The organism is Shewanella sp. ECSMB14101 (genome assembly GCF_000773485.1).
GTDB classification, from domain to species: Bacteria; Pseudomonadota; Gammaproteobacteria; order Enterobacterales; family Shewanellaceae; genus Shewanella; species Shewanella marisflavi.
In genome coordinates this window covers 37,442-64,440 of sequence record NZ_JSFF01000017.1, presented here as the reverse complement: position 1 = coordinate 64,440, position 26,999 = coordinate 37,442, and the positions used below count along the sequence as shown (strand labels likewise).

The window sequence follows — 26,999 nt, the reverse complement described above, 5'->3', positions numbered from 1 at the left end:
TTAAAGAGTGGCAAACTTATAGGTGCGATAACCGCCGATGAGGTTACGCGCCCGATAGCCATTGTTGACCAGCTGACGATAGGCCACATTACCCCGCAGCCCTACCTGACAGAAGATCACTATCTCCTTATCTTTAGGCAGCTCATGCATGCGATCGCGCAGCTCGTCCACCGGAATATTAACCGCGCCCTCGAAGCCACCATTTTTAAGCTCGCCAGGGTTACGCACATCCAGCAGCAGTTGATCATCACTGAGATCATCTATCTGATCGAAATGAATCGGTGTGGCATCACCCTTAATGATGTTGCTGGCCACAAAGGCTGCCTGATTGAGGACATCCTTGGCACTGCCGTATGGCGGTGCATAGCTCAGCTCAAGATGCTGAAGCTGCTCAACCGTCATGCCGGCGCGCTGGGCAACCGCCATCACGTCGATGCGCTTATCGATACCATCTTTGCCCACGGCCTGAGCCCCTAAGATGGTACCCTTAACGGGATCGAACAGCAGTTTGAAAGAGACTACCTCGGCGCCAGGATAGTAACTGGCGTGGCTGGCGGTATGCACATAGACCTTCTCATAGGCGATGTCAGCCTGTTTAAGCTGTTTCTCATTCTTGCCGGTGGCAGCAACGGCCAGATCGAACACCTTACAGATCGCCGTCCCCTGAGTGCCCTGATAATGCTCTTGGCGGCCAAACATGTTGTCGGCGGCCATGCGGCCCTGACGATTTGCCGGACCCGCTAAGGGCACCAGGCAAGCCTGACCGGTAACGAAATCTTGCTCCTCGACGGCATCGCCCACCGCATAGATAGCGGGGTCGCTAGTCTGCATCATGGTGTTCACCGCGATGCCACCAAGCTCACCAATCGCCAGTCCCGCATCGCGGGCCAGCTGCGTCTCGGGGCGCACGCCAATGGCCATGATCAACAGATCTGTATCTAGCGTCTCGCCGTTGCTCAAGGTGAGGTTAAGGCGTCCCTTTAGATGCTGATGGGCGGTCTCTTCACCGGCGGCGTCGCTCGCCACGTGAGTTTGCGCCTGATAATTGACTTCTTTCAACGCCGTGTCCAGGCGCAGATCAACACCTTGCTCGCGGATCGCCTGATGGACAAAGCCCGCCATCTCACGGTCAACAGGGGTCATCACCTGAGGTGCCAGCTCCAGTAGCGTGGTCTTAATACCGAGATAATGCAGGGACTCCATCATCTCCAGACCGATAAAGCCACCACCAACAACCGTAGCGTGTTCGACATTGTTCATCTGGATCGTTTGCAGAATGCGATCCATATCGGGAATATTGCGCAGCGAATGGGTTAACGGGTTGTCTATGCCAGGGATTGGCGGCACGATAGGCGCTGCACCAGGGCTGAGCAGCAAGGCATCATAACTTTCCTGATATTCGCTGCCATCACTCAGACGTCTGACGGTTACTAACTTGGCGGCGCGATCGATAGCAACCACCTCATGCATCACGCGTACATCAACGTTAAATCTGGCTTTAAAGCTTTCCGGAGTCTGCAGCACAAGGGCGCTGCGCTTAGCGATTTCGCCACTGATATGATAGGGCAGACCACAGTTGGCAAATGACACATACTCACCGCGCTCAAACATGATGATTTCGGCGGTTTCGCTGAGTCTGCGCGCCCTTGCCGCCGCCGATGCACCACCCGCGACGCCGCCTATGATCAGTATCTTCTTCATCTCAATGCTTCTCCTACTGCACAAATCAGACCTTGGCCGAGAGTGTATTACATTCGCCAATACATGCAAATTCCTTTTATTAGAAAAATCTAAGTGAATAATAAAAACAGTGATCTCGGTGGCATCACCGACAATCAATTGCAAAAAATTGTCACACTAAAAGCCAAGTCACAAAGGTATATTTGGCGAAGATAGCCCTTTACAGGCTTACCTTAGCCACATAAGATCCAGCCACTCTACGCAAAAGAAAGATACCTCGATGACCAAAATAACCATTACCCGCCCCGATGACTGGCATGTACACCTACGCGATGGTGACGTGCTGGCCGATACCGTAAGAGACACTGGCCGCTACATGGGCCGCGCCATCATCATGCCAAACCTGGTGCCTCCGGCCACCAATGTCGACTCGGCGCTGGCCTACTATGAGCGCATCAAAGCGGTCTGCACCACCAATTTCGAACCTCTGATGGTGCTCTATCTGACCGACAATACTACGGCTGACGATATCCGCGCCGCCAAGGCCTCGGGTAAGGTAGTTGCCGCCAAGCTCTATCCTGCGGGCGCCACGACTAACTCTGACTCGGGTGTGACAGATGTGAAGAACATCTACCCGGTACTCGAGGCGATGCAGGAAGTGGGCATGCTGTTCTTGGTCCACGGTGAGGTAACAGATTCGAGCATCGACATCTTCGACCGCGAAGCCACCTTTATCAACAATACCCTCAAGCAGGTAGTTGCCGACTTCCCGTCACTTAAGATAGTGCTGGAACATATCACCACCAAAGATGCGGTGGATTTCGTCATGGGCGCGCCTGACAATGTGGCCGCGACTATCACGGCTCACCACCTACTCTATAACCGCAACCATATGTTGGCCGGCGGTATTCGTCCTCACTTCTACTGTCTGCCTATTCTCAAGCGCAACACCCACCAGCAGGCACTGCTGGCGGCGGCAGCAAGCGGCAGCAAGAAGTTCTTCCTGGGCACAGATTCGGCGCCACACGCCAAAGATCGTAAAGAAGCCGCCTGTGGCTGTGCGGGTTCCTACACGGCTCATGCCGCCATTGAGCTTTATGCCGAGGCGTTCGAGTCAGTGAATGCACTGGACAAATTAGAAGCCTTTGCCAGCTTCAACGGCCCTGACTTCTACGGCCTACCGCGCAACACAGACACCATCACTCTGGTCAAGCAAAGCTGGGAAGTACCAGCCACTTATCCACTGGGTGACACAGGCGTCGTGCCAATCCGCGCTGGCGAAACCGTAGAATGGCAGGTTGAAGCCTAACCATTGCTCATCTCGCCAATAAAAAACACCGCCCGAAGGCGGTGTTTTTTATCTTAACTTGCTGTTTCAGTAAGTCTTATTTAAGCGCTTGGCTGAGTTCCACGTTGAGGCTAAGCCTGAGACTGAGTTAAATCATAGGGTAGCCAGATGCGGACCACTAACCCCTTCTGCTCACGATTATGCAAACTGATGCGACCATCATGGGCCTCGATGATCTCCCTACACAAGGCCAAGCCTAATCCAGTGCCAGAGTGCTTGGTGGAGTAGAAAGGTAGCAGCGCCTGGGTTAAAACCTCCGGCGACATACCACTGCCCTCATCGGCTATCTCGATATTCACCCCGTCACTGCCATCGGCCAGATGCTGCTCATTAACACTCAAGGTGATCGCCTCCTCCTTCGAGCCTGACTCATGGGCATTTTTCAGCAGATTCAACAACACCTGTTCCAGCTGAATAAGGTCAAAGTAACCGCAGCGCTGGGGCAGTTCCCCCACTAAGGTAAAACCAAAATGCTCCGCCAACTGAGCCACCAGCTTGTGCCAATCCACCTCGCTACGCTTGGGCAGAGGCAGTTTAGCGAAACGGGCATAGTTGAAGATAAACTGACTCAGGTGGGTGGTTCTGTCCTCTATGGTATCGAAGATAAGCTTAAGCTTAGGGTCATCAAGCGGCGCGGTGAGCTTGCGCCCCGAGTTCACCATAGAGGCGATAGGCGCCACCGAGTTGTTGAGCTCATGGCTGATGATGCGGATAACCTTCTTCCACACCGCCACCTCCTGACGGTTTAGCTCCCGGGTCATCTGCTTAAGCAGGATAAGATGATGATACTGACCATTGAGCAGAAAGCGTCCGCGAGAGAGATGCCAGGTCTCATCTTCGCCGCCCTCATCTAGGCTTGCGAGTGTAAACAGGCCACCCTTGGGATTAATAACCGCGCTCGCCAGCTCTTCACTGACACCACTTAGCAGCTCTTCGAGCATGCCCCCTTCGATCCTGGCTCCCTTGGCAAACAGATGACGGGCGGCGTCGTTGGCATAGATGATGCGCTGACGATCATCGAGCAATACCATTACATTGGGAGAACTTTGGATCACCTTGTCCAGCAACAGCTCACGCTGATAGATATACTGACGCTCGCGGCGAAGTACCGCCGCCGACTCGTTAAACAAACGCGACAACGCCTTAAGCTGACTGTCGCCGCTCTCGGGAATATTGACGCTGAAATCATTGTCTTTGATGTTAAGCAGTCCGACCTCCAGCGCCTTGAGACTGGTGGATAACCCTTGGGTCAACCAGCGGGTCAAGAGCCAAACCAAGGCACCAGCCAGCAGCATACAAGTCAGCACAGGCCCTAGAGTCAGGCTCTGCGACAATTCTGGGACCAGATTTACTAACAGCAAAGCAAACAGGCCGATCGCCAATTGACTGGCTATCACATTGCCCCAGATAAGCTTAGTGCGCAGCGTCAGGGTCATTTCTCGATCCCAAATTTTTCCATGCGGCGATAGAGCGCCTGACGGCTTAGCCCCAGCGACTTGGCCACACGGGCGATCACCCCGTTATGCTCTGCCAGGGCCTGCTCGATATCGGCTTCGGTAGGCTCGCTGCGGCTGGTCTCAGCTGTTGACACCCTGTCCGCTTCAGACGAAGCGCTATCCTGGGTCAGCGCATCACCCAACCTCTTTTCCTGAGCCTGTTGTGATTCGACAGGGCTAGGCGCGGAAACAGGTTGCTCGCCGCTCACAGGCTTCAAACCAAAGTCGGCCATGGTCAGTGTGGGGCTGGCTGCCAGGATCACCGCTCGCTTACAGGCATTCTCCAGTTCGCGCACATTGCCCGGCCAAGGATAGCTGACCAACGCCTGTTGGGTGGGCTTACTCAGGCTAAAGTCCTGACCGATGAAGTGATTCACCAGGGGCAAAATATCATCCTGACGCTGATTAAGGGGCGGCAGGGCCAGCTCGATCACATTGAGACGGTAGAAGAGATCCTCACGGAAACGACCGCTGGCAATATCATCGGCGAGATCCGCATTGGTAGCGCTGATCACCCGCACCTTCACCTTGCGGGTCTGGTGGCTGCCCAGACGCTCGAACTCGCCGGTCTGCAACACACGCAGCAATTTCACCTGCCCAGACAGTGGCAGGTTGCCTATCTCATCGAGAAACAGGGTGCCACCGTCGGCGGCCTCGAAACGGCCGATACGCGTCTTATTGGCGCCGGTAAAGGCGCCCGCCTCAGCGCCAAACAGCTCTGCCTCCAGCAGCTCCATAGGTAGCGCGCCAATATTTACCTTGATGAAGGGCTTATGCTTGAGGGGCGAGTTAGCGTGCAGTATGTCCGCCAGCTTATCCTTACCGGCACCGTTGGGCCCTGTGATTAATACTGACACGTCGGATTTGGCGATCTGCAGCGCCAAGTCGATGCAGCGCTGCATCGCGCCGCTGCCAAAGACAATGCCGCAAAGATCGGCATCCTTTATCGCCGACATCCGCTGATGCTCCGAGCGGGCCAGCTGAGAGTTCTGCTGTGACAGGGTGTGAAGGGAGATCAGGTTGTTGACGCTGTTAAGTAGCTTGTCATCGTCCCAGGGCTTGCCCATGTAGTCGGCGGCGCCCTCTTTTACCAGCTCAACCGCCAGCTCCAGTTGAGTCCAGGCGGTCAGGAGTATGATGGGCAGCTGTGGCTGACAGGCGCGAATGTCGTAAAACAGGCGCTTGCCCTCTTCGCCTGAGGTGGTGTCCTGGGTGAAGTTCATGTCCTGGATCACCAGGGCGATCTCCTGCTCGGCCACCAACGCCAGTGCTTCGTCGGGCGAGAAACAACTTAGGGTCTTAAATCCATTGAGCTCCAGCATCAAAGAAAGCGCGCTGCAAACTGCCTGGTTGTCATCGACGATGAGAATCGTATCCATATCTTCTAATAGGGTCTGTTGACCTTTCCTGTTTGTTTCTGCAGCCGTTTGTCTGTGATTGATACACGACAAAACCTGTATCCTATAGTTGTTCTACTCTAACTGGCGAGAACGCCGTAGAAATGGCCTACAAACGCTGCCCAAGGGGTTCATCTAAACGCCTCCTGCTCTGTGTTATACGCAATTAACATAGCGCTGCTATGCCGCATTGCGCATGCCTTGAGAAAAATGCGTTTAGATTGAACATAAATTAAACCTGAAAGATAAACAGACCCTAAGCCTTTTACACATAAAAACAACAAACTAACCGAAAGCGCCGCCGATGAAAAGGGCAAACGCGTCCGGTGAGTCTGTGGTTAACGACCTTGGGTTAACATCCTTGTGTTAGACGCTACGGGTCGCCATGGCCGGCGAGATGTTCGCCGCCTTGCGTGCCGGCAGCACTACGGCAACCGTGGTCACCAGCAACATACCCACTACCGTCAGTACCGGGTAGAGGAGGTTGAGCTGCGGCAGATCATAGTACTTCATCAACTGCTGCCCCAGCAGTACCGCCAGGCTGGCGCCTAATATCCCACCCGAGAGACAGATGAGGTAGTTCTCCACCAGGAAGAGGCTCAATATATCTCCCTTGGTCGCTCCCAGAGCGCGACGAGTGCCTATCTGCTTAGTGCGGCGCTGGATATTGAACATCACCATACCTGTCAGGCCCAGGCTGGTTATCAACAGCAGCAGGACCACCATCATAGAGAGCACAGTTATCATCAGCTCGTGATCCCGGTAGGAGCGCTTCTTCACCTCGGCGACAGACTGAAAATCGTCAATCACTCGGTTAGGATTCTCCTTCATCAACGCCTTGGTGATGGCATCCTGCAACGCCTCATGCTGACTGGGCTCCGCACGCACCATATAGCTATAACCCGCAAAGTCGACGTTGTGGATCACACTGTATTCAAGCTCGTCGCTGTCGACCCAGGCGCCCTGAAACTTCTCCACCACGCCAACCACCTCAAGCTGCTCATCATCGACATAGAGCAACTTACCGATGGCCGACTCACCCGGCCATACCGCCTCACCCAATGCCTTGGAGATGATCGCCAGCTTACCGGGATCGTTGACGCTCTTATTGATCTCATCGGCGTAGAAATTACGCCCCTCGACGAGCTTGAGCCCAAGCGTCTTAACGGTATGCTCTGTGCCCAGGTACATGGCAAACTGTGGCGTTGACTTGGCCGTCTCAGGATCTGGCCCCAGATTGAGGGTGCTCGACCAACCACTGCCGCTCAGGGGTAACATGTTAGTGGAGGTGGCCGCCTCTACGTTAGGCAAAGCGCGCAGGATCTGCTGATCGATCTTATTTTGCTGTTCGCCATCTATGCTGGGATCGAAGTTAAACACACTAAAGGTCAGTACCTGCTCTTCGTCTATGCCAGAGTCGCGCTGCATCAACTGCAGACGCTCATGAATGATGAAACTGGCATTAGCGACAATCGCCACCGATAGGACTATCTGTACAAACAGCAATACTGGGCCACTCTTACTGCGCAACAAGCTGCTAAAAATTGGTTTAATATTAAGCATTTTCAATCCCTTATTGGCTCTTCAAGTAGACGCTTGGTTTAGTGCGGCACACTACCCAGGCAGGATAGAGTCCGGCCAACAATGCGGTGCCCACGGCGATAGCTGGAGTGATCAGCCACATACTCATAGAGAGATGGGTCAGTCCCTCGGCGACGCCAAAGCGAGCAGACAGGGCATAAAGAGCACCCCAGGCCCACAACAGCCCCACCAGGCCACCAAACAGGCCGATAACCCCGACTTCCACCATGTACTGAGAGAAGATTTGCGCACGGCTGGCACCGATGGCACGTCTGACTCCCACTTCGGGGGCACGCTTAAGAAACTTGGTCAACATCAGTCCGAGAATATTGACCAGGCAGACGCTGAGGAACAGGGCGCTTAACCCCACCAATATCTTATTATCTTCCGGCACCACATGGCTGCGCTCCAACCAGCCTGCGACGTCAGACATAAGCAGGGAATCTTCAGGCGACTTGTTATCTGTAAAACGACCCAACGCCTTCTGCTGCTCCACATAGTTGGCGAGATAGCTCTTATAAGCGGCCCGATCTTCACTCGTCGGCAGATAGGTCCAATACTCCAGCCACACCTTCTCCGAATTCAACCTGTCCTGATAGTTGTTCATCTGCTCATATTTCCAGCCAGATGAGTTGCCCCAGATGCTGAACTCCTCGTTAGCCGCCAAGGAAAATGGAACAAAGATCTGCTCCGATTTAGCAAAGGCGCCACTGGTGGGGTCGTAATACTTAGGCTGAGGATTCCAGTCGCCAATCACCCCCACCACCTGATAGGGCTTACGATTGAGGTAGATGGTTTTGCCCACGCTATTTTCACCGCCAAACAATTTTTGGTTAAGCTTCTCACCGATCACCGCCTGATAGGCCGGATTCAGATCCACCTCCTTGTCCCAAGGATTACCAAAGACAAAGGGCACCTCAAACATCTTGAAGAAATCACCATCTGTGACTCTAATACCTTGCAACCTTGGCAACACCTCTGGGTTATCTGTCTGCACCGCCATGCCGCTACGAAACATCGCCGCTTGAGCCGGAGCCTTATTATCTTTACGCAGGTTCATCGCATCCTGATAGGTGATCAGGCGGTGAAAATCATCCCAGGAGTCCGGTCCCTGTGACCAGAATTGAATCGCGTTGAGCTGCTCGGAGCGCTCCCCCGCTGGGTTATAGGCCATCATGCTGTAAACGTTTAGCGTGGTGATGGTGATGCCTATCCCTACGGAGATGGCCAGCACCATAAGCAGCGACATAATCGGTGTCTTGCGGATACTGCGCCAGGCCAGATCGACGTAATATAAAAACATATTTACTCTCCTTAGCTGGCGGCTTTTTCGGCCGAGTCCACCAGATGCGGTTGACCGCCCTGATAAAGGGTAAAGTCACACACCTGACCATCGACGATCTGAATATTGCGCTGGGCGCGGCGCGCCAGCTCGGGATCATGGGTCACCATGATGATGGTAGTGCCCGCCTTATTGATCTCTTCTAAAAGCTCCATCACCTGACGAGCCATCAGGCTGTCCAAGTTACCTGTTGGCTCGTCGGCGAGGAGAAATCTTGGTTCGCCAGCCAGGGCGCGGGCAATCGCCACACGCTGCTGCTGACCACCGGAAAGTTGTGACGGCAGATGCTTCATACGCGCCCCCAGGCCCACCTGCTCCAGCGCGGCCTTCACCCGGCGCTGACGCTCTTTGGCGCTAAAGCCGCGGTAGCGCAATGGCACCTCGACATTCTCCGCCAGATTAAGATCCGGGATAAGGTTAAAGCCCTGAAAGATAAAGCCTATCTTCTCGTTGCGAATGGCTGCCGCCTTGTTGTCGCTCAGGTTAGAGATGTTGACATCGTCCAGATGATATTCACCGTGGGTAAAGCCCTCTAACAGGCCGGCAATATTGAGAAAGGTCGTTTTGCCTGATCCCGATGGCCCTGTGACGGCCACAAACTCGCCCTCTTTCACCTCGAGATTGAAATCCCGTAACGCATGGGTTTCCACCAAATCCGTTTTAAACACCTTGTTGATATTTTTCATCGTTAACATGGGTTGTTTCCTTCATTTTTTGTATCGCGTTATTCAGTTTGTTATTGCACCAATGTCAAAATGCTTTAGGACAATCGGGCCAATAACCATTGAGTGAGATCACCGCCAACCTTGGCGACGTCGGGAAGTTGGTTTGTATCGACGGCCTGCCCATGCATGCCGGTCGCTTCTAAAATGTTGAGTCCAAGCAGGAACCAGTCTGAGGCATCCTGGGTATAGACCTGAGTCGCCACCAGCAGGAGCAATAAGGCCAGGCCTGAGACGACTTGCTGCGGATTAAGCTTTAATATCAGGGTCTTCATCGCTGCGCTCCTTAGCGGATCAATACTTGTTCGGCGTTCTTAAAGGCGTCTGTGGAAGAGATAATCCACTGATCACCAGCCTCGCCACCCGAGATCACCTCTATATGACTCATGCTACGTGCTCCAAGCTGGATCTCGGTGCGCTCGGCCAGATCCCCCTCGACCGCATAGACCAGAGTGCCGCCGCCACTGTTGACGAAGGGGCCACGCTTGACCATGAGCACGTCGGGACGGTTTTCCAGTAGCACGCGGGCCGACAGGCGCTGGTTCTGACGCAGGTGTAACGCCTCTTGCTGCTTAAAGCGTACTCGGGTAGTCACCTCACGGTTGCGCACCTCAGGCGAGATGGCCGACAGCTTGCCCATCACCAGCTGACCGCCGAAATTAAGTTCGACATCCATGCCAATCCCCAGCTCGTCGGCGTAGGATTCAGGCACCGCCAGCTCAGCCTCGAAGGCACTAAGATCCACCACGGTCAATATCGGCTGACTCTGGCCGATGCGGGCCTTCTGCTCCGTCAACCAGTTACCTATGATGCCACCGACGGGGGCCGTGATATTTAGCGCCGCCACCTGACGTTCCAGCTCGCTAACCACTAAGGCCTGACGATCCACCTCGGACGCCTTGTTTTTCAGCTCAAAGCTCAAGGTATCTTTCATCAGCTCGGCTTCCTGCTGAGCGTGCGCATAGAGCAACTTGGCCTTGTGCAGCTCATCCTTGCTCTTCTCATAATCTATCTTGGAGATCAGGCTAGACTCGATCAGCTGATCGCCACGACGGCTCTCGCGATCGGCGGCCTCCAGATCCACCTTGGCCATATCCAGGGTCTGTATCGCCTTAAGCTGGTCGCGGCGAGCGTCGAGACGAGCACGCTCCAGAGCGCTCTGCATCCCTTCCAGCAGCGCCTGTTGCTGCTTGAGGCTATTGGTCAGGCTGTGGCTCTCAATGGTTGCCACTACTTGGCCCTGCTCCACCTTGTCACCTGGGTTAGCGATAAGGGTCACTGTGCCCTTCTCCGGGGCGTAGAGGATAGGGGCGTTGGCGGCGACTATCTTGCCAGTCGAGGCAATATCGCGAACCAGAGTGCCGCGCTCCAGGGTGGCAAAACGCAGCTCGCTGCGGTCAATCGACTCGCTCACGCTACTGCCACTCACACTGGCCCACACCAGGCCAGAAACTAAAAGTACACCTGCGCCGATAGTGACAGGCCATTTAATGCGGCGTCCTAGACTGGGGGCAACTTGCTTATCTTGTCCGCTGGTATCTTTAATCATTGTTTATCCCTAACAGTGTCCGTTACTCGACTGAGTCGAATTCTGCCCATTAGGATTACAATTGCCGTGCCAACTTTTATATTCAATATTTTTCAATACTTTAGATAAAGATGTCCGCTAGACGCCCCCTAAAAGTGTCCGCGGACACCCGTAAAAGTGTCCGGTCATTTTCCCCAGGTGTCCGCATATGAGGAAAGCCGGACATATGAGAAAGCGCGGACGTATCAAAGCGTGCAGACAAATCATGAAAACGGTAGGAAGATTAGCGAGCTGGTGCGCAGCCCTTACCGCTGAAGGGCAAGGGACTGCGCCAATGAAGGGCTATCTTGAAGGGCTATCATGAAGAGCTATCAGGAAAGAATTAGAACGCCCGGGCAAAGATGCTGAAGGCGGCGATGATGGCCACAAACCAAGAAAGAGAGCGTAGCGTGCTCTTATCCATGAGATAGAAGAGGTGATAGGCACATCTGGCCACCACATGCACCAGGGCCAACAAGCCGACGGTGTCGTCGACCTTATCTCGCGCCATTACGGTCAGCGCCGCCACCGCGAAGATCAGCAGGGACTCGAAGGCGTTCTGATGTGCCGCCAAGGCCCGGGCACCAAATCCCGTCAGCTGAGCCTGCTGGGTTCTGGGATAGGCATTATCATAGCCCCCCTGTTTGGCCATCGCCATGCCCACAGGCACCTTGGCCAGATAGGGTAGCAACATGGCAAAGAGTAAACAGCCCAAAAGCATAGTCATTAATATTCTCCTGAATTATCTCGCCCTGTCCAAGGCTTGGCACAGAGATTCAACCCCTAAGATGGCCCTTGGCGCGGCGCGATGCAAGAGGTCGGCATCTAATTGATAGATATGGCGCTGTTTCACCGCAGGGATCTCCTGCCAGGCCGACCAGTCGATACCGCGTACATTACCCTCATCCTGGCTCTGCAGAATCACCTGAGGTTGCTTGAGCAGCACGGCCTCCAGACTCACCTGAGGATACTCATTGGCCGCATCTCGAAATACATTCTCGCCATGACAGACCTCAATGATCTGCTCAATCCAGCTTCCCTTGGCCACCGTCATCAGGGGCACAGACCAGAGCTGATAAAAGACGCTCACCGGTGCCTTGGCCCTGTTCTCCTTTCTCAGCGCCTTGAGACCAATAAGATACTGCTCGGCCACCCGCTCTGCCTCCTGCTCCTTGCCAGTCAGCTTGCCCAGCGCCAGCAGATCTTCAGCCACCGCCTCCAGCGTCTTTGGGTCACTGTTATAGATGGGATAGCCCAATTGAGTCAGGCGCTCGATATCCTCGCGTTTATTGCCGCCGCCCCAGATGACAATCAGATCAGGATCTAACTCGATCACCCTCTCTATCTGTATGCCATAGTAGCCGCCGATCCGCGGGATCGCCTTGGCCGCGTCGGGAAAATCGGCGTGATCTGTAGTCGCAACCACCCTATCCCCCGCCCCTATACTAAACAGCATCTCCACCCCATGGGGCGACAAAGCGATGATCCGCTTCGCAGGCGCCGCCTTAAGCCCAGGCACGCACAGCAACAAGGCCAACATCAGCCACAGCCTAACCCTTATCTTCATCGATTCATTTTCCCTTTATTAATATCTATCCAGCCGATCACCGCAGGAGAATTTTAATCTGTTTGCTTCTGTGGCTAAGCCGTCAAGCTGGCTCAGCCCATGAGCATACATGAGTATGTGATTGGGTGAGCCCGCGCAGACAATACCGCCACAGGAGCAAACAGGCAGAAAGCCAAATTGCGTCATGAAGTGCTCTAGTGCAAGGCGCCCCGCAATAAACGGCGAAGACATACCTACTGGTAGGCGAGCCGTGAATGAGGACGCAACGCCGCAATAGAGCACTGCAATAGCAATTTTTAGTAGTCGAAGCCGAGCTGGGCTTTAACTCCGTCCTCAAAAGCATGTTTTATGGGCTGCACCTCGCTCACCGTATCCGCCAGCTCCAAAATCGCCCTATGACAGGCGCGCCCAGTGATGATGACATGCTGCATGGGCGGACGATTCTTGAGCGCGGTCAGCACCCGGTCCAGGTCCAAGTAGTGATAGCTCACCATGTAGGTGAGCTCATCGAGCAGCACTATGTCTATGGTGTCATCGCTCAGCAGAGTCTCGGCTGCCTCCCAAGCGCTCAGCGCCGCCAGAGTATCTTTCTCTCTGTCCTGGGTCTCCCAGGTAAAGCCCGTGGCCATCACATGAAACTCGACGCCAACTTGCTCTAACACGGCGCGCTCGCCGCAGGGCCAGTTGCCCTTAATAAACTGCACCACGGCCGCCTTCTTGCCATGACCCACGGCGCGGGTGATATTGCCAAAGCCCGCCGTGGTCTTCCCCTTGCCGTTCCCCGTCATCACCAGCAAGACCCCTTTTTCGGTCTGGGCCTTGGCGATCTTGGCGTCGACTGCCTCTTTTACCTTCTGCTGGCGCGCCTTATGACGCTCGGCCTTGTCCGCTAGTTGCTTGTCACTGCTCATCCTGTTCCCCTGTAAATAATTCATTTGCTCCAGTCGCCCTTTAGCGGTTTCTCTGCAGCAGTGCGCTTACGCGTGTCATATCCAGATGTTCGGCCAACGTATCGGCCAGGCGATCTAACTGCGCCTGCTTAATTGCCTGAGTGTCGATAACCGCAGCTTGTGTCAGTCCCGCCCAGCTCAGTAGCAGCTCACAGGCGGCGGGGGTATCGAACAGGCCATGCAGATAGCTGCCCAAGATCTGCCCATCCGCCGACACTGCACCGTCGCTAAAGTGCTTGCCATCATCTCCCTCAAGCGACAAGGGATGCTTTGACGAGGACAGCACCTTGGAGCGGCCACAGTGGATCTCATAGCCAGTCACTGGCGCCGTCTCGCCCTGCAAGTGCAGGCTACCGCTCACCTGGGCCAGACGCTTGCTGGCCGTCAACTCGGTCACTATGGGCAGCAGCCCCAGGCCATCGCTTTCACCCGCCTCACCCTCGACCCCTTGGGGATCTTCAATCGCCAGCCCCAACATCTGATAACCACCGCAGATGCCGATCACCTTGCCACCATATCTTAAGTGCGCTTTAAGCATGCGATCCCAGCCCTGCTCCACCAAGGTAGCAAGGTCCTGACGCACGCTCTTGCTGCCGGGCAGTATGATGAGATCCGCCTGTGGCGGTGTGCCATCGAAGGCCTCGGTGACTGTCTGATAGCGAAAGTCGATCTCTGGATGCAGCCTAAGGGGATCGAAATCCGTGTGGTTGCTGATGCGGGGAAAGACCAGCACCAACACCCGAAAACGGGCGTTGCTAGCACTCACTTGACGGGCATCCAGGGCGTCTTCCGCCTCAAGATGCAGATCCTTAAGGTAGGGCAAGACACCAAGCACAGGCTTGTTTATTCTGGCCTCCAGCCAATCCAGCCCCGGCTGTAACAGCGCAATATCGCCGCGAAAGCGGTTGATCACCACGCCCTTAACCCTGGCCTGTTCCGATTCAGACAGTAACTCCAAGGTGCCTACGATATGGGCAAATACGCCTCCCTTGTCGATGTCGGCGACTAGGATCACCGGGCAGTCGACCTCCTCGGCAAAGCCCATGTTGGCGATATCCCCCTCGCGCAGGTTGATCTCCGCCGGGCTGCCCGCTCCTTCCACCAAGATCAGCGCATATTGCTCTCTTAGGCGCGACAATGAGTCGAGCACCGCCGCCATCGCCTTAGTACGATAGCCCTGACTATCCTTGCCGAAATAGGCTTTACCGTCCATGTGCGACAGCGCCTTGCCCTGTACAATCACCTGCGAGCTGGTATCCGAGTTAGGTTTGAGCAGAATCGGGTTAAAGTCTGTATGGGGAGCCAGATAACAGGCCTCGGCCTGCAGCGCCTGGGCGCGGCCTATCTCGCCACCATCTATAGTGACGGCGCTGTTGAGCGCCATGTTTTGCGGCTTAAAGGGCGCCACCTTATCTCCCTGACGGGCGAAATAGCGGCATAGCCCCGCCACCAGGGTGCTCTTACCCGCATCCGAGGTGGTGCCCTGCACCATCAAGATAGCCGCCTGCTGAGAGCTCGGCTGACCAGCATCAAACTGCTTATTTGGGTTATCCATTGTCATTGCTGTTAGTTCCTATCCCCTGGCGGCCTGACTCGCCGCATCCTTAAGCGTCAGCATTCTTGAGCGTCAGTGGCAGTCCGGCGCAAACCAGCACCACCTTGTCGGCCAACTCGGCAATTGCCTGGTGTAGCCAGCCCGCCTCATCGACGAAGCGTCGGCTCAAGGGATCACCTGGGACCACGCCAGAGCCCACCTCGTTACTGATCAGCACAATAGCCCCTGGGGCCGTCTTTAGGGCGCGCAGCAGCGCCGCCTTAGCGTCACACCAAGCATCTCCTTCGAGTAGCTGATTGGTCAACCAAAGGGTAAGGCAATCGATTAAGATCACCCGATTCTCCTGGGCATTGGCCTCGATACACTCACTCAACGCCAGCGGACATTCCAGCATCTGCCAGGGAAGTTCATCCTGGGCTCGCTCCGTTTGATGGCGGGAGATACGCGCGGCCATCTCCTCATCCAGCGCCTGAGCCGTGGCCACAAACAGACACTCATAGCCCTTAGCCACATAGTCGGCCACCAAGGCCACTCCATATCGTGATTTGCCGCTGCGAGCGCCGCCTAACACCAGATGGATCATAGGCTGATCACCAGAATAAACAGGTAACAGACCAGCTCGCTCACCTGCTGGGTTGCCCCCAAGACATCTCCGGTATAGCCACCGATCTGACGCCGATAGCCGCGCACCAGCAGCTGGCGAACTGCCAGTAGCACCAGGCAGAGAGAGAGCGCCGAGGCGATGCCACTCAGCCATAGAGTCACTATGCCGGTCAGCAGCAGGATCCCCAGCTCATTCAGCGTCTGTGACTGCGCCAGAGGCTTGCTCTTACTGGTGTCATCATCGCGTACATAGGTCTCGGTAAAGATCAGTGAAGCCGCCAGCAGGCGGCTCAAACAGTGGCCCACCACCAGTGCCGCCATCACAAGATCGCCATCAAACAGGGCAATTTCACTGAGCAGCACAAACTTAAACAGCAGGCTCATCACCAGCGCCAGCACGCCATAGGTACCGACGCGGGAATCTTTCATGATGGTGAGCTTATCCTGCACGCGCCAGCCACCACCGAATCCGTCCGCGGTATCGGCCAAACCATCTTCGTGAAAACCGCCGGTCAGCAGCAACCCCGTGAGCATGGCCATCAAGATGGCAATATTGCTGGGTAAGACTTTGGTACTCAGGCCATAGACCAGGGCGCAGATCCCGCCTACCATTACGCCCACCAAGGCAAAATAGCGGCTCGCCTGATTGAGCCGCTCACTATCCACTTGCACCCAGGCCGGCATGGGGATCCGGGTAAAGAAGCCCATGGCGATAAAAAACAGGGTTAACTCTCTGGCAAACATCCCAACCTCATCCTTTTACTTGCCGTAACCGTTACATGGTTATTGCCGCTAAATCTCTATGCCCATCTCTTCGAGTGAGGCCATCTCGTTATAAAACTTGGCCGCCGCCGGCACTAACGGCACCGCCAGCGCGGCGCCGGTTCCCTCACCCAAACGTAGCCCCAAAGAGAGCAGAGGCCGCGCATTAAGGTGCTCGAGCATTAGCTTATGACCCCGTTCATCCGACTCATGGGCGAAGATCATATAGTCTCGGGCTTGGGGCGCGATAGTCACCGCCGCCAGAGCCGCCGCGGTGGCGATGAAGCCATCGATCAACACCAGCATCTTAAGCTCAGCCGCCGCCAATATGGCGCCTGTCATCTGCACTATCTCGAAGCCGCCCAGGCTGGCCAGCACGCCATAGGGATCGCCGAGCTGTTCGCGGTGCAGATGCAACGCCTGTTCGACCAGCAGCTGCTTACGCGCCAGGGTAGCGGCATCTATACCTGTTCCACGACCGACACACTCGGCTGCCTCGCGCTTCAGCAACGCCGCCATAATGGCCGCCGCCGAGCTGGTATTGCCTATGCCCATCTCACCAAAGGCGATTAGGTTACAACCGCGCCCATGGTGCAGCGCCACTCGCTCCTTGGCCATGGCAAAGCCTTGTTTCACCGCCCCCAGGGTCATGGCACTCTCTCTATGTATTGCGCCAGTGCCAGCCCCGAGCCTTTGGTTAATCAGCCTAGGCTGGTCGGCAATTTCATTGGCGATGCCGCAATCGATCACCTCCATGGTCACCCCAGCCTGGGCACAAAAAAGATTAATCGCCGCGCCGCCAGAGAGAAAATTCATCACCATCTGCGTCGTCACCTCACTGGGCGCAATGGAGACGCCCGAGGCGGCGATGCCGTGATCGCCGGCAAACACCAACAAGGTAGGATGGACTATCTGCGGGTTGTCAGGGCCCAATACCCGAGCTATGGTCAGCGCTAAAGATTCCAGCTGGCCCAGTGCGCCAAGCGGCTTGGTCTTGCTATCGATTCGCTGCTGGATCTTGGCATCAAATTCGCCACTGACTCCGACTATCTCAAACATACTGCTTAACCTCTATGATTGGCTGACAACACTGGCGCCCGATAGGGGACCTTTGCCTAACCACGGCGCTTACCGCCTAAAATAAACAAAAAGAACAGGCTACCGATCACCGCGGTAATAATGCCCACGGGTAGCTCCTGATAGCTGAGCAGGCACCTGGCCAGCACATCCACCCAGATCATAAACAGACCGCCCACCAAGGCCGTCAACATCAGGGCGAAGCGGCCAGGCAATAGGAGGCGCACCATATGGGGCACCATCAGGCCGACAAAACCTATGCCGCCGCAGTTGGCCACCAGCACGGCGGTGATTAACGAGCAGAGCAGCAGACTGATCAGTCGCAGGCGCCGCACCTGGATCCCTAAGGTATGGGCCGTCTCATCTCCTGCCTTGATCGCCAAAATCTGCCGCTTGAGCAACAGCAAGATAGCCGTTGCACCCAACACTAGGACCCAGGGCAACCAGAGCATCTGCCAACTCGCCTTGGCAAAGCTGCCCAGGCTCCAAAACAGCACGGCGGCGGCCGACTGCGGCCCGGAGAAATAGAGCATCAGACTGGCCAGCGCCCCAAACAGAAAGGAGATCGCCACGCCGGAAAGTAGCATACGCTCTATCTGGGTGCTCAAGTTGGCGCCGCACAAGGCCAGCACCATAAGCACCGCCAGGCTGGCACCGATAAAGGCGCCGAGCGGCAAGCCGATACTGGCCAGGGCACCACCTGCGCCGCCCAGCAGGGTGATCACGACCACGGCGCCAAAGGAGGCACCCGAGGAGATACCAAATAGATAGGGGTCGGCCAAAGGGTTGCGGGTCACCGTCTGTAACACGGCGCCGGCGATGGCCAGACCGAAGCCAGCGATAAAGGCCAGCAAGATGCGCGGCAGACGTAGCTCCAGCACGATCCTAGCTGTGACGCCGCCAGGATCGGCGCCGCTCAATTTAGCCAGCAATAGCTCGAGCACCTCGATCACGCCTATCTCGGCGGCGCCGAAGCTCACCGCCAAAATAGGCGTCGCCAGCGTCAAGAGCGCCAGGCAGGCAAGCGCCAGTGAGCGCCTGGCGCTATGATCGCCACGGTTAAGGCTTAACATGATTTGCCTCCTGCTCACCGTGAGATTGGGCCTGCTCGCCGTAATAACCATAGAAATAGTGGATCTGCGGATTACCATGCTGGGGATGAGGCGCCACCTGACAACAGACACCGAAGGTGTTGGCGATCTGGGCTTCACTCAGCACCTGCTTAGGCGTCCCCTGAGCCACGGCCCAGCCGCGATCGAGCAACAACAGCTTATCGCACATGGCACTGGCAAGATTCAGATCATGGATAGAGATCACCACTGTCACCCCAAGAGTCTTCAGCAGTTCGAGGATCTGGATCTGATAACGGATATCCAGGTGATTAGTTGGCTCATCGAGGATCAATAGCTTAGGGCGCTGCACTATGGCGCGGGCGATCAAAGCGCGCTGCTTCTCACCGCCCGAAAGGGACTCGTAAGCCTGCCCGGCGCGATCGCTTAAGCCCACTGTCTCCAAGGCGCGGCGCACCGCCTGCTTGTCGGCGGGGGTCGTCATCGAAAAGGCGCTCTTGTGAGGCGTCAGCCCAAGTGCCACCAGCTGCGCCGTGGTCATGTCGAAATGCTGCGGCGTATCTTGCAGCACTACGGCGACCTCACGGGCAAATGCCCGGGCACTCAGGCTGGCGATGGGTTGGCCAAACAGCTTGATCTCGCCGCGACTCGGAGTAAGAAAACGATAGAGGCAACGCAGTAGGGTGGATTTACCGGCGCCGTTAGGGCCTATGATCCCCAGCATCTTGCCCTGGGGAAGATCTAAGCTGATCTGAGATAAGATATCCCGCTCACCGCAGTGCCAGCCGAGTTCATTGACCGAGAGAACAGGCGCACAGTTGCTCGATTCATTCAGACTAGTGTGACTCGTTTGGCTGCTTAAACCTTGATTATTCTGGCCCAGGCTATTTGGGCCTTGCTCGCCACTCGCGCTCGCTTCTTGGCTCACCAAGGCATTCCTCGCAAGCAGCATGGCTGCGCACGCAGCCCTGGGACCAGAGTTGGCCCTTCGATTGTATTCATCTATTCGCTCCCTCAAGTCACCCGCTTGAGATAGTAGTTAGAGAGTAGGCAGGTATCCTGACTCGTGGCGACCCGGGCGATGATACGACCTGGCAGCACACTCACAGTTGCGGGCACAGTTTGGGCTAACGGCACTTGGCCTCCCCAATTCCCTATTAAGTCCGAGTTATTCCCAGTGGGATCTCGACACCTTACTCCCGGCGCAGGCGGTCCCTGCGCCCGGTTATTATGCGGTATTTCCGCCAAGAGACAAGGCGAAACACAAGTTAGTTCATGGCTTATTCGGCGTCATGCCAGTGCAATCGCCAGTAGCCTTCCCCCCCCTTGTCGCGGTAATGACTTATCTTAACCACGCTGGCGTAATTCAGGCTTAGCTGGGTGTAGAAGCCTACCGCTCGCTCTACCCCAAGGGCCTTGGCCATCAAGTGACGGATAACCCCGCCATGGGTGATCAACAGCAAAATCTCACCGCTATGCTGATGTACCAACTGCTCGACCATCTCGTCGATACGCTGCTCAAAGGCCGCCATGGTTTCAGCCTCAGGCAAGGGATGTTCCCAGGGATCTTGCCAATAGGCGCTCAACTCAGCGCCATGCTCGGCGTGCAGCTCAGGAATGGGCTGACCATCCCAGCGGCCGAAATAGATCTCTTTTAAACCAGCATCTAACGCCACCTTGATCTGACTCTTGCTGGTCAAATGCTCGGCAAACACGCGGCAACGCTTAAGCGGCGAGCTGATCACCCTGTCTACCGGCTCCGGCAGCTTGGCAAAGGCGAGTTGCATCTGAGCAAAACCTATCTCGGTCAGGGGCAGATCGCTGTGCCCCCTCAGCAAGTTACCGCCTTCACATTCGCCGTGTCGCATCAAATAGAGTGTCGTTTGCGTCATATCCGCAGCATTAAACCTTTTCAAGTTAAGTCGCTAGCAGCATACCCTTATGGCAATAAGCTTGGCAACGCCGGACAATTAACACATTGAAAAACTTTCAAATTAAATATCTTTGCCGGCCTTTACATACAATGCAGTTTAAACAGGACGCAGCGGCGCAGCTCTCGAATTTCATCCGGGTTTACGCTTATACTCATTTGACTTGCCCTGGGTATTATAAGTCGATTAGTATAGACGTCTATACGTTTATACATCCAAAAACAAAAATAGTGCGTCGATGAGCTAGACGCAGTCAGTTTAGGCAATAGGTCAGTTGAAGTAGGTAAAAGTTATGGCGACCCCATCCCCTGTTCAAAACGTAAGACAGATTAACGACGCGATCCGCGAGCGACTCAATAACGAAATTTTGATCCTCGACGGCGCCATGGGCACCATGATCCAGAACCATAAACTGGAAGAAGCCGACTTTCGCGGCGCGCGCTTTGCCGATTGGCCCTGCGATCTTAAGGGCAACAACGACCTGTTGGTGCTGACTCAAGCTGAGCTGATTAAACAGATCCACAAGGATTACCTTGAGGCTGGCGCCGACATCATAGAAACCAACACCTTTAACGCTACCCGTGTGGCCATGGCCGACTATGAGATGCAGGAGCTGTCACGGGAGATCAACCTAGAGGGCGCTCGCCTCGCCCGCACCGCCTGCGACGAGGTGAGCCGCGCAACTGGTCGCCAATGCTATGTTGCCGGGGTACTAGGGCCCACCAACCGCACCTGCTCCATCAGCCCGGATGTCAACGATCCCGGCTATCGCAATATCCATTTCGACGAGCTAGTCAGCGCCTATATCGAGTCCATCGAGGCCCTGATAGAAGGCGGCGCCGACATCATCATGGTAGAAACCATCTTCGATACCCTCAACGCCAAGGCGGCGCTGTTTGCCATCGAAACGGTCTTCGACCAGCTGGGTCAACGCCTGCCTATCATGATCTCAGGCACCATTACCGATGCCTCGGGCCGCACGCTGACGGGCCAGACCACAGAGGCCTTCTATAACTCGCTGCGCCATGTGAAGCCACTTTCTATCGGCCTCAACTGTGCCCTGGGCCCACAAGAACTGCGTCCCTATGTGGAGGAGCTGTCGAAGATCGCCGAGTGTTATGTCTCCGCCCACCCCAACGCTGGCCTGCCCAACGAGTTTGGCGGGTACGATGAGACGCCAGAGGAGATGGCCGAGGTGATAGGCCCCTGGGCAGAGGAAGGTTTGCTCAACATTATCGGCGGCTGCTGCGGTACCACACCTGAGCATATCAAGGTGATCCGCGCGGCTGTCACTAAACACAGCGCCCGCACATTGCCTAAACTGCCCGTAGCCTGCCGCCTGTCGGGACTGGAGCCCCTAACCATAGACGCTGACTCCCTGTTTGTGAACGTGGGCGAGCGCACCAATGTCACCGGCTCGGCCAAGTTTCTGCGGCTGATCAAGACAGGCGAATACGAAGAGGCGCTGTCGGTCGCCCGGGATCAGGTAGAGAACGGTGCCCAGATCATCGATATCAACATGGATGAGGGGATGCTCGACGGCGTCGAGGTGATGCAGAAGTTTCTCAACCTTATCGCCTCAGAGCCAGATATCAGCCGGGTACCTATCATGATCGACTCCTCCAAGTGGGAGGTGATCGAAGCCGGACTCAAATGCATTCAAGGCAAAGGGGTGGTCAACTCCATCTCCCTCAAGGAGGGCGAAGAGAAGTTTATCGAGCAGGCCACCCTGGTAAAACGCTACGGCGCGGCGGCCATCATCATGGCCTTCGACGAGGTCGGTCAGGCCGACACCATGGCGCGCAAGATAGAGATCTGTACCCGCGCCTACCGGGTATTGGTCGATAAAGTGGGCTTCCCGCCAGAAGATATTATCTTCGACCCTAACATCTTCGCCATCGCCACCGGCATCGACGAGCACGACAACTATGCGGTGGACTTCATCGAGGCAACGCGCGAGATCAAGCGCACCCTGCCCCATGCGATGATCTCCGGCGGGGTATCGAATGTCTCCTTCTCTTTCCGCGGCAACAACCCGGTGCGCGAGGCGATCCACGCCGTGTTCCTCTACCACGCCATCCAGGCGGGGATGGACATGGGCATAGTCAACGCCGGACAGCTGGCGATCTATGATGATATCGATCCCGAGCTGAAGGCCAGGGTTGAGGCTGTGGTGCTAAATCTTCCCTGCCCGGTTGAAGGTTCTAACAACACAGAGCAGCTGCTGGAGATCGCCGAGCAGTACCGTGGCGACGGCTCCGCTGGCCCCAAGAAAGAAGATCTTGAGTGGCGCAGCTGGCCGGTCAACAAGCGTCTGGAACACGCCCTGGTTAAGGGGAACACCGACTTTATTGACCAAGACACCGAAGAGGCGCGCCAGCAGGCCACTCGTCCACTGGATGTGATCGAAGGCCCGCTGATGGACGGCATGAACGTGGTCGGCGACCTATTTGGCTCGGGTAAGATGTTCCTGCCTCAAGTAGTGAAATCGGCGCGGGTAATGAAAAAGGCCGTGGCCTACCTCAACCCCTTTATCGAAGCCGAGAAGGTCGAGGGGCAGTCCAACGGCAAGATCCTCATGGTCACGGTAAAGGGTGACGTGCACGACATCGGCAAGAACATCGTCGGGGTGGTGCTGGCCTGTAACGGCTATGAGGTGATCGATCTGGGTGTCATGGTGCCGGTCGAGAAGATCATCGAGGTGGCCAAGGCGGAAAATGTCGACATTATCGGTATGTCGGGCCTGATCACCCCAAGCCTAGATGAGATGGTACACAACGTCAAAGCCTTCCATAAGGCGGGACTCACCATCCCCTCCATCATAGGCGGCGCCACCTGCTCTAAGATACACACCGCGGTCAAGATTGCCCCTCATGCCCCCAAAGGTGCCATCTACATCGCCGACGCCTCACGCGCCGTGCCCATGGTGGCTAAGCTGATCAGCAACGAAACCCGTCAGGCGACCATAGACGCCACCTATGACGAGTATCAGATGATGCGCGACAAACGCAATTCACAGGCTAAGCGCAAGCAGATCATCTCCATCGAGGCGGCGCGGGAAAACCGCTGCCAGCAGGACTGGAACACTCATACGCCTTTCGTGCCCAATCAACTGGGCAGACAGGTATTTGACGACTATCCGCTGGAAGATCTTATCGAGCGTATCGACTGGACACCGTTTTTCCGCAGCTGGGAGCTACATGGTCACTTCCCCAAGATCCTCGACGACGAGGTAGTGGGCGAAGAGGCGCGCAAGCTCTATCAAGATGCCAAGGCGATGCTCAAGACCATCATCGAAGAGAAATGGCTTACGGCAAAGGCGGTTATCGGCCTCTTCCCGGCCAACACGGTTAACCATGATGATATCGAGATCTACACCGACGAGACCCGCAGCCAGGTCGAGATGACCACCCATCATCTGCGGATGCAGATAGAGCGTGTCGGTAACGACAACTTCTGTCTCGCCGACTTTGTCGCGCCGAAAGACTCAGGCGTCGCCGACTACATGGGCGGCTTCGCCGTCACTGCCGGGCACGGCATCGACGAGCATGTAGCCCGCTTCGAAGCCAACCACGACGATTACAACGCCATCATGCTTAAGTGTCTGGCCGACCGACTGGCCGAGGCCTTCGCCGAGCGGATGCACGAGCGGGTACGTAAGGAGTTCTGGGGCTACGCCGCCGATGAGCAGCTAGACAACGAGGCGCTGATCCGCGAGAAATACAAAGGCATACGTCCGGCTCCCGGCTACCCTGCCTGCCCGGATCACACCGAAAAAGGCCTGCTGTGGGAGCTACTACAACCCGACGAGACCATAGATCTTAAGATCACCGAGAGCTACGCCATGTTCCCCACCGCCGCCGTCTCCGGCTGGTACTTCGCCCACCCGCAGTCGCGCTACTTCGGCGTAACCAATATCGGCCGGGATCAGGTGGAGGACTATGCCAAACGTAAAGGAATGAGTGTCGAGGAGACAGAGCGGTGGTTAGCACCAGTGCTTGATTATGATGTTTAACGGAGAGGGTTCCTGCGTAAACCTTATTACGCTTTGATGAGCCAAGCTTTGCTTGGCTAGTACTCGAAGCCTTCCAGGCTTCACCCGGCCAAGGGGTATTGCTTGTCCAATACCCCTTGCATCCCCAAGGACACCCCAGACGAAGTTGTGATCCCTCGTGCTTATGGATAAATCGCTAGCGCTTCCGAAGGATGCATCCATGCACCTGCGGAAGCTAGTCGGGCATCCATGCCCGCCTCACCCGATTTATTCCAACGCCCTTCAGCAACTTCGATGGGGACTTGTTGTAGCTTTAACCCGCATTGAAAACTAATAATGACAGCTGATAAAAATAAACAACCTCAAAATCTAGATATTTTTTGCAATCAACTCAGCCTTTAGTAAACCACCTTTAGTTAGTAACTTTGCTGAGAATTTAGGGTTACGGCGAGATTTGTAAGCGTCATAGATCATCTTCAATCCTTCCGCTTCCAATAGTGATATATTAATTTCTGTATCCATTTCAGCACTTTCAACAAAGTCCTGCGAAAAACTTGGAGCGATAATCAATACCTGAGCAACTCTTTTCCCCTGATTTTCACAGCGGTTTACATATGCCTTGACCTGTCTTGATGTTGTTGAATATTTTGCAAAATCACCATTTTTAAATGTCTTAGCCTCACCAATAATCACATCGTCATCACTTAAAGATATGACTATATCTGCTTTATCTTTGGCTGTGTTAATTGACTTCCTCACATCTTCATCAACAACTAAATTCAAGTTTTCAAATATCTCTTTAGTTATCTCTTCAAATTTAACACCTACCTCTGCTTCTGATATTTCAATTGCTGCTTTTCTTAAGGCAGCCAGATCCCTTCTTGCAAGCGCAGGATAATTCTCTATTAATTTTTCATTTGCATTAGCGAAAGACTCCAAAATCAGCTGCCTTGGATTCCCCCTTTTCGACAGTGACATTTTATCCCGAACCACTTTTATTTGTTCATTACTTAACAAATAGAGGATGTCAACCGGCGTAATACTTAAAGCCCTCAATTTCTCTGTATCAATGTCTTCAGACTCTTCCAATTCAAACTCAGTTCTAAGTATAGATTCAAAGTCAGGAAAGTGAGTTTGAAGTGTTACATACAGCTCCTTAAAGCCTGCAGCACTAAGACTTTCGAACTCTTGGTGAGTTGAGTTATTTAATTTAGATATAATAACGTTAATTCTATCGTCCAATGTAGCGCCAATTTTATCTACGTTCAGATCCAAGTCATGTATTAGCGCCTTTAACCTATCCTTTCTTTCATTAAGAGGCTCACCAGAACTAAATATATCTCGTTGGAGAATATTTCTTATAGGAATTCTAGAATGAATAATTTCATTAATCTTCTTATAACGTTCAACACCTCTAATCTTCTTATTATAATATTTAAACACATTAGATAATTCAGGGTCAGATAGTGATCTAAGTATTCTTAAGGTGTGTTTATTTGCCAATTCCTTACCCTGAAGCTCATTTAAAATAGCAACAACTTCATCCGCAACCAATACCTCTGCTCGCTTCCTATTTATAAACAACACACCCATTTCCCTCAAGGAGTTCAAACCATCCAGAACATTATTTTGAGGTATCGGATTAATCAGATGCTCTATTGCAGAAGCTTCATCCATAGATATACCTAATCGATCAGCCAAGGTATTCAATATACTTCTTTCATCGTCAGTAATTCTTGCTTCGCGATTAATCTTCTCATCATTTAGGAATGCAACACTGAAACAATCATGATAAATGGCTAATTGTCTCCCCCAACACATATCTTCGGAATCTTTATCCCTCTCAATCAAATCTTTTATTTCTAGTGATGAGTCATTTAACTTCTTCCACTCTTTATTATACAAGTGTTCAATCCAAGATATACGAGCGATGCAATTCCCATCTCGCGTAAGAATATTTACCAGCAGACCAATTTGGGCGTCTGACATAGCAATTTGCTCTTGAATAAACTCTTTATATATAGAAGAAACCAAAGCAAACAAGGAAGTGATTTCACTACCTGAAGCATTCTTTATCTGTCCATCGATCTTACCCACTGATTTTGCTAATTGCTTATCATTTGGTAAAGCGCTAGTGCACAACTTATCTAAGCATGAAATAAATTTCGACTTTTCGACCTGATTAATACTTGATAATACTTGGGATAATTTCATAGATATCTCGACTCTCTAAATTAGGCTTCTAGATAGCAGCGAGACGACTACACCTTTACTATCCGAAACCCTAAACAACCTAAAATGATTGCAAAGAATGAGATACATTTAATGGGAGGCAATTGATAATTGTTTCTTATTCG

Annotated in this window: 21 protein-coding genes and 1 riboswitch; of the genes, 2 read left to right on the top strand and 19 right to left on the bottom strand. The window is 54.3% G+C overall.

The window, feature by feature from the left end; all coding sequences use genetic code 11:
* Positions 1 to 1,701, bottom strand: a complete 1,701-nt coding sequence (locus NY07_RS13645) for an FAD-dependent oxidoreductase (protein WP_033539917.1) — start codon at positions 1,699 to 1,701, stop codon at positions 1 to 3.
* 259 nt (positions 1,702 to 1,960) lie between these two features.
* Between NY07_RS13645 and pyrC the strand changes: the two genes are divergently transcribed.
* Complete coding sequence (pyrC, locus tag NY07_RS13640; protein ID WP_033539916.1) at positions 1,961 to 2,989, top strand: dihydroorotase; 1,029 nt, start codon at positions 1,961 to 1,963, stop codon at positions 2,987 to 2,989.
* Positions 2,990 to 3,099: 110 nt separating this feature from the next.
* On the opposite strand, the gene NY07_RS13635 is transcribed toward pyrC, so the two are convergent.
* The 17 genes from NY07_RS13635 to NY07_RS13555 all read right to left on the bottom strand — a co-directional run bounded on the left by NY07_RS13635 (position 3,100) and on the right by NY07_RS13555 (position 20,609).
* Positions 3,100 to 4,464 carry a sensor histidine kinase gene (locus NY07_RS13635; protein ID WP_033539915.1) on the bottom strand — a complete coding sequence of 455 codons (1,365 nt, stop codon included), beginning with the start codon at positions 4,462 to 4,464 and terminating at the stop codon, positions 3,100 to 3,102.
* On the bottom strand, positions 4,461 to 5,903 hold the full coding sequence (locus NY07_RS13630) for a sigma-54-dependent transcriptional regulator (protein ID WP_033539914.1): 1,443 nt from the start codon (positions 5,901 to 5,903) through the stop codon (positions 4,461 to 4,463). The genes NY07_RS13635 and NY07_RS13630 overlap by 4 nt, the downstream gene beginning before the upstream one ends.
* A gap of 384 nt (positions 5,904 to 6,287) precedes the next feature.
* Positions 6,288 to 7,484, bottom strand: coding sequence for an FtsX-like permease family protein (locus NY07_RS13625; RefSeq protein ID WP_033539913.1), 1,197 nt, complete (start codon positions 7,482 to 7,484; stop codon positions 6,288 to 6,290).
* 10 nt (positions 7,485 to 7,494) lie between these two features.
* On the bottom strand, positions 7,495 to 8,805 hold the full coding sequence (locus NY07_RS13620) for an ABC transporter permease (protein ID WP_033539912.1): 1,311 nt from the start codon (positions 8,803 to 8,805) through the stop codon (positions 7,495 to 7,497).
* Positions 8,806 to 8,816: 11 nt separating this feature from the next.
* Positions 8,817 to 9,539: an ABC transporter ATP-binding protein gene (locus NY07_RS13615; protein WP_033539911.1), complete on the bottom strand. Its 723-nt coding sequence runs from the start codon at positions 9,537 to 9,539 to the stop codon at positions 8,817 to 8,819.
* Between the two features lie 65 nt (positions 9,540 to 9,604).
* Entirely contained in the window at positions 9,605 to 9,841 is a 237-nt protein-coding gene (locus NY07_RS13610) for a hypothetical protein (protein WP_033539910.1), read from the bottom strand.
* Positions 9,842 to 9,852: 11 nt separating this feature from the next.
* Positions 9,853 to 11,115, bottom strand: a complete 1,263-nt coding sequence (locus NY07_RS13605) for an efflux RND transporter periplasmic adaptor subunit (RefSeq protein WP_033539909.1) — start codon at positions 11,113 to 11,115, stop codon at positions 9,853 to 9,855.
* 361 nt (positions 11,116 to 11,476) lie between these two features.
* Positions 11,477 to 11,860 (bottom strand): MAPEG family protein, encoded by a 384-nt coding sequence (locus NY07_RS13600; protein ID WP_033539908.1) that lies wholly within the window; start codon positions 11,858 to 11,860, stop codon positions 11,477 to 11,479.
* Between the two features lie 15 nt (positions 11,861 to 11,875).
* On the bottom strand, positions 11,876 to 12,700 hold the full coding sequence (locus tag NY07_RS13595; protein WP_033539907.1) for a cobalamin-binding protein: 825 nt from the start codon (positions 12,698 to 12,700) through the stop codon (positions 11,876 to 11,878).
* Between the two features lie 296 nt (positions 12,701 to 12,996).
* Positions 12,997 to 13,611 carry a cob(I)yrinic acid a,c-diamide adenosyltransferase gene (cobO, locus tag NY07_RS13590; RefSeq protein WP_033539906.1) on the bottom strand — a complete coding sequence of 205 codons (615 nt, stop codon included), beginning with the start codon at positions 13,609 to 13,611 and terminating at the stop codon, positions 12,997 to 12,999.
* 40 nt (positions 13,612 to 13,651) lie between these two features.
* Positions 13,652 to 15,205, bottom strand: coding sequence for a cobyric acid synthase (locus NY07_RS13585; RefSeq protein ID WP_235363935.1), 1,554 nt, complete (start codon positions 15,203 to 15,205; stop codon positions 13,652 to 13,654).
* 49 nt (positions 15,206 to 15,254) lie between these two features.
* Positions 15,255 to 15,788: a bifunctional adenosylcobinamide kinase/adenosylcobinamide-phosphate guanylyltransferase gene (cobU, locus tag NY07_RS13580; RefSeq protein WP_033539904.1), complete on the bottom strand. Its 534-nt coding sequence runs from the start codon at positions 15,786 to 15,788 to the stop codon at positions 15,255 to 15,257.
* Positions 15,785 to 16,552 (bottom strand): adenosylcobinamide-GDP ribazoletransferase, encoded by a 768-nt coding sequence (locus NY07_RS13575; protein WP_033539903.1) that lies wholly within the window; start codon positions 16,550 to 16,552, stop codon positions 15,785 to 15,787. The genes cobU and NY07_RS13575 overlap by 4 nt, the downstream gene beginning before the upstream one ends.
* A gap of 48 nt (positions 16,553 to 16,600) precedes the next feature.
* Positions 16,601 to 17,629 carry a nicotinate-nucleotide--dimethylbenzimidazole phosphoribosyltransferase gene (gene cobT / locus NY07_RS13570; RefSeq protein ID WP_033539902.1) on the bottom strand — a complete coding sequence of 343 codons (1,029 nt, stop codon included), beginning with the start codon at positions 17,627 to 17,629 and terminating at the stop codon, positions 16,601 to 16,603.
* A gap of 56 nt (positions 17,630 to 17,685) precedes the next feature.
* Positions 17,686 to 18,720, bottom strand: a complete 1,035-nt coding sequence (locus tag NY07_RS13565; RefSeq protein WP_033539901.1) for a FecCD family ABC transporter permease — start codon at positions 18,718 to 18,720, stop codon at positions 17,686 to 17,688.
* Positions 18,707 to 19,552 carry an ABC transporter ATP-binding protein gene (locus tag NY07_RS13560; protein WP_235363934.1) on the bottom strand — a complete coding sequence of 282 codons (846 nt, stop codon included), beginning with the start codon at positions 19,550 to 19,552 and terminating at the stop codon, positions 18,707 to 18,709. The genes NY07_RS13565 and NY07_RS13560 overlap by 14 nt, the downstream gene beginning before the upstream one ends.
* A gap of 197 nt (positions 19,553 to 19,749) precedes the next feature.
* Positions 19,750 to 19,929, bottom strand: a riboswitch (cobalamin riboswitch).
* A 68-nt stretch (positions 19,930 to 19,997) separates the two neighbouring features.
* Positions 19,998 to 20,609 (bottom strand): histidine phosphatase family protein, encoded by a 612-nt coding sequence (locus NY07_RS13555; RefSeq protein WP_033539900.1) that lies wholly within the window; start codon positions 20,607 to 20,609, stop codon positions 19,998 to 20,000.
* A 331-nt stretch (positions 20,610 to 20,940) separates the two neighbouring features.
* Here NY07_RS13555 and metH point away from each other — a divergent pair, with 331 nt between their 5' ends.
* Positions 20,941 to 24,663, top strand: coding sequence for a methionine synthase (gene metH, locus NY07_RS13550; protein ID WP_033539899.1), 3,723 nt, complete (start codon positions 20,941 to 20,943; stop codon positions 24,661 to 24,663).
* Between the two features lie 348 nt (positions 24,664 to 25,011).
* Here metH and NY07_RS13545 read toward each other — a convergent pair whose 3' ends face one another.
* On the bottom strand, positions 25,012 to 26,856 hold the full coding sequence (locus NY07_RS13545; RefSeq protein ID WP_033539898.1) for a hypothetical protein: 1,845 nt from the start codon (positions 26,854 to 26,856) through the stop codon (positions 25,012 to 25,014).
* Between the last annotated feature and the right edge of the window lie 143 nt (positions 26,857 to 26,999).

Bases quoted from the DNA above. Each gene is read 5' to 3' on its own strand.
- NY07_RS13645 (WP_033539917.1), bottom strand. From the start codon at position 1,701: ATGAAGAAGATACTGATCATAGGCGGCGTCGCGGGTGGTGCATCGGCG.
- pyrC (WP_033539916.1), top strand. From the start codon at position 1,961: ATGACCAAAATAACCATTACCCGCCCCGATGACTGGCATGTACACCTA.
- NY07_RS13635 (WP_033539915.1), bottom strand. From the start codon at position 4,464: ATGACCCTGACGCTGCGCACTAAGCTTATCTGGGGCAATGTGATAGCC.
- NY07_RS13630 (WP_033539914.1), bottom strand. From the start codon at position 5,903: ATGGATACGATTCTCATCGTCGATGACAACCAGGCAGTTTGCAGCGCG.
- NY07_RS13625 (WP_033539913.1), bottom strand. From the start codon at position 7,484: ATGCTTAATATTAAACCAATTTTTAGCAGCTTGTTGCGCAGTAAGAGT.
- NY07_RS13620 (WP_033539912.1), bottom strand. From the start codon at position 8,805: ATGTTTTTATATTACGTCGATCTGGCCTGGCGCAGTATCCGCAAGACA.
- NY07_RS13615 (WP_033539911.1), bottom strand. From the start codon at position 9,539: ATGTTAACGATGAAAAATATCAACAAGGTGTTTAAAACGGATTTGGTG.
- NY07_RS13610 (WP_033539910.1), bottom strand. From the start codon at position 9,841: ATGAAGACCCTGATATTAAAGCTTAATCCGCAGCAAGTCGTCTCAGGC.
- NY07_RS13605 (WP_033539909.1), bottom strand. From the start codon at position 11,115: ATGATTAAAGATACCAGCGGACAAGATAAGCAAGTTGCCCCCAGTCTA.
- NY07_RS13600 (WP_033539908.1), bottom strand. From the start codon at position 11,860: ATGACTATGCTTTTGGGCTGTTTACTCTTTGCCATGTTGCTACCCTAT.
- NY07_RS13595 (WP_033539907.1), bottom strand. From the start codon at position 12,700: ATGAAGATAAGGGTTAGGCTGTGGCTGATGTTGGCCTTGTTGCTGTGC.
- cobO (WP_033539906.1), bottom strand. From the start codon at position 13,611: ATGAGCAGTGACAAGCAACTAGCGGACAAGGCCGAGCGTCATAAGGCG.
- NY07_RS13585 (WP_235363935.1), bottom strand. From the start codon at position 15,205: ATGGATAACCCAAATAAGCAGTTTGATGCTGGTCAGCCGAGCTCTCAG.
- cobU (WP_033539904.1), bottom strand. From the start codon at position 15,788: ATGATCCATCTGGTGTTAGGCGGCGCTCGCAGCGGCAAATCACGATAT.
- NY07_RS13575 (WP_033539903.1), bottom strand. From the start codon at position 16,552: ATGTTTGCCAGAGAGTTAACCCTGTTTTTTATCGCCATGGGCTTCTTT.
- cobT (WP_033539902.1), bottom strand. From the start codon at position 17,629: ATGTTTGAGATAGTCGGAGTCAGTGGCGAATTTGATGCCAAGATCCAG.
- NY07_RS13565 (WP_033539901.1), bottom strand. From the start codon at position 18,720: ATGTTAAGCCTTAACCGTGGCGATCATAGCGCCAGGCGCTCACTGGCG.
- NY07_RS13555 (WP_033539900.1), bottom strand. From the start codon at position 20,609: ATGACGCAAACGACACTCTATTTGATGCGACACGGCGAATGTGAAGGC.
- metH (WP_033539899.1), top strand. From the start codon at position 20,941: ATGGCGACCCCATCCCCTGTTCAAAACGTAAGACAGATTAACGACGCG.
- NY07_RS13545 (WP_033539898.1), bottom strand. From the start codon at position 26,856: ATGAAATTATCCCAAGTATTATCAAGTATTAATCAGGTCGAAAAGTCG.